Origin of the sequence: Actinoplanes sp. NPDC049118, from assembly GCF_040648555.1 — a bacterium.
GTDB lineage: Bacteria > Actinomycetota > Actinomycetes > Mycobacteriales > Micromonosporaceae > Actinoplanes.
The window spans coordinates 1-2281 of sequence record NZ_JBEZDY010000075.1 but is presented as its reverse complement, the minus strand read 5'-3'; the positions used below and the strand labels follow the sequence as shown (position 1 = coordinate 2281).

The window sequence follows — 2281 nt, the reverse complement described above, 5'->3', positions numbered from 1 at the left end:
TGTCGAGTCTCATGACCTGCGTGACAGATCGGTATCAGGACATGCGTGACACTCCGCCGAGTGTTGGTGGAGATCAGCGTGACGGAACAGCGGTATCAAGCAGTCCTGGACGTGCGGGCCGGATCGACGGTGACCGACGTAGCGGCTCGTTTCGGGGTGTCCCGGCAGGCCGTGCACCGATGGCTCGCCTGGTATGAACAGGACGGCCTTGCCGGGCTCGCCGACCGGTCCAGCCGTCCCCGGTCGTCACCGACGCAGACGTCCCCCGAGGTGGAAGCCCTGATCTGCGAGATGCGCCGTCGGCATACCCGGTGGGGTGCCCGGCGGGTGCTGTTCGAGCTGGGCCGCGTGGGGTGTCCGGGACCGTTGCCGTCGCGGATCACGGTGCATCGGATCCTGGTCCGTCACGGCCTGGTCGATGAGCGCCCGCGCCGGCGCCGCCGCGAGGACTATCTGCGGTGGGAACGCGACCGGCCGATGGAACTGTGGCAGATGGACATCGTCGGCGGCGTCCTGCTCGCTGACGGTTCCGAGGCCAAGATCGTCACTGGGGTGGATGACCACTCCCGGTTCTGTGTCATCGCCGCGGTGGTGCCGAAGGCCACCGGCCGGGCGGTCTGCCTGGCTCTGCTCGCCGCGCTGCGGGAGTACGGCATTCCGGACGAGCTGTTGACGGATAACGGCAAGCAGTTCACCGCGCGCTTCAACCAGGGCGGCGGCGAGGTGATGTTCGACCGGATCTGCCGCGAGAACGCCATCACCCACCGGCTCACCAAGCCGCGCAGCCCGACGACCACCGGGAAAGTGGAACGGTTCCACCTGAGCCTGCGCCGGGAACTACTCGATGACCACCCGCCGTTCGCGTCGGTGGCGGAGGCCCAAGCCGCGATCGACAGATTCCGCCACGAATACAACACCGACCGGCCGCACCAGTCACTGAACATGGCGTTTCCCGCCGACCGGTTCCGTCCGAAGACCGACGACGGCATCGCGTTGACGCTGCCACCGTCGCTGACCACCTCGGCGGACGGAATCCGCCCGCCCTCACCGTCTGCGACCGGATCGGCTGTCCGGGCCGCGGTTGCGGCGGAGCTGGCGGTCGAGGTGACCAGGACCGTTCCCGCATCGGGCAACCTGACCGTCAGCGGGCAGCAGTTCTGGCTCGGCCCGGTCCACGCCGGACGCGAGATCACCCTGTGGGCCGACACGACGGTCGTGCATCTGCTCCTCGCGGGTATCCGCCTGAAGACGGTCCCGTCCCGGTTCAACCTGACCCAGCTGCATCACCTGCTCACCGACGGCGGCAGACCGGCCGGGCCGTCACCGATCAGCCCAGCACCGCCGCAGCCTGGCACGGCGATCGAGGTCGAGCGGACCATCAACGCCTGTGGCCTACTCGCCCTGGCAGGACGCCAACACCCCGTCGGGTTCCACCTCGCCGGCCAGCGGGTCACCGCCCGCCTCGACCACGCAGTCCTGCACCTGCTCGACGGCGACCGCACCCTGCTGCGCAGCCTGCCCAACCCGCTATCCCCGGCCGAGCTGCACCGCATCCGCGACGCTCGTCCCGGCGGCCCCGCTCCCGCACCCGCCACCACAGCGCTACGCGTCGACCGGCGGGTCAGCAGCCGCGGCAGCATCAGCATCGCCCGGCAGAAGATCCAGGTCGGCATCGGGCACGCCGGCCAAACGGTCGCCGTCGAAGAAGCCGACACCACCTTCCGCGTCTACGACGGCGACCAACTCCTCACCGAAGTCATCCGCACCACCACCAGGACGATCGCCCGGTTCAAAGCCCGCAAACCCGAACCGCCACGCAGCAACAGGGAATTGCCTGACCTGCCCGCGGATGCTGAGATCACCCCATGACCTCCCCGTGGCCGTCCGACCTGCTCACCGCCCTGCGCCGAGGGCAACTCCTGGTCGCGGAGGTCCCCGCCTCAACACCACGGTGCCGAGCCTGGATCGCCGTCTACCCGCCCGCCGCAGCATCCGCCACCGGCTTCAACCTCTTCCACCGCGAGTTCGACCGCACCTACATCGACAACGACTGGTGCATCGGCCCCGACGACGGAATGATCGAAGTTCGGACGGCTCACGCAGCAGACGAGAGCGAATTGACCAGGCTCCTCATCGACTGGAACGTAAACCCTGAGGCACTGGGATACGCCCACCGATCGGACTACCCGGTCTAACCCACACCTACCCAGAAAGATCATCTAGCCGGAAGTGTCACCCACGTCCTGAGACTGATCTGTCACCCAGGTCCTGAGACTCGGCA

General features: G+C 68.1%; 2 protein-coding genes. Both read left to right on the top strand.

Features of this window, described 5'->3' with window-relative positions:
* Nucleotides 1-72 precede the first annotated feature (72 nt).
* Nucleotides 73-1869: an IS481 family transposase gene (locus tag AB0B58_RS42245; protein WP_360237045.1), complete on the top strand. Its 1797-nt coding sequence runs from the start codon at nucleotides 73-75 to the stop codon at nucleotides 1867-1869.
* Nucleotides 1866-2195, top strand: coding sequence for a hypothetical protein (locus tag AB0B58_RS42240; RefSeq protein ID WP_360237042.1), 330 nt, complete (start codon nucleotides 1866-1868; stop codon nucleotides 2193-2195). The genes AB0B58_RS42245 and AB0B58_RS42240 overlap by 4 nt, the downstream gene beginning before the upstream one ends.
* Nucleotides 2196-2281: the final 86 nt, after the last annotated feature.

What these genes read in the sequence shown, in the direction of transcription:
- AB0B58_RS42240 (WP_360237042.1), top strand. Translation starts at nt 1,866, where the DNA reads ATGACCTCCCCGTGGCCGTCCGACCTGCTCACCGCCCTGCGCCGAGGG.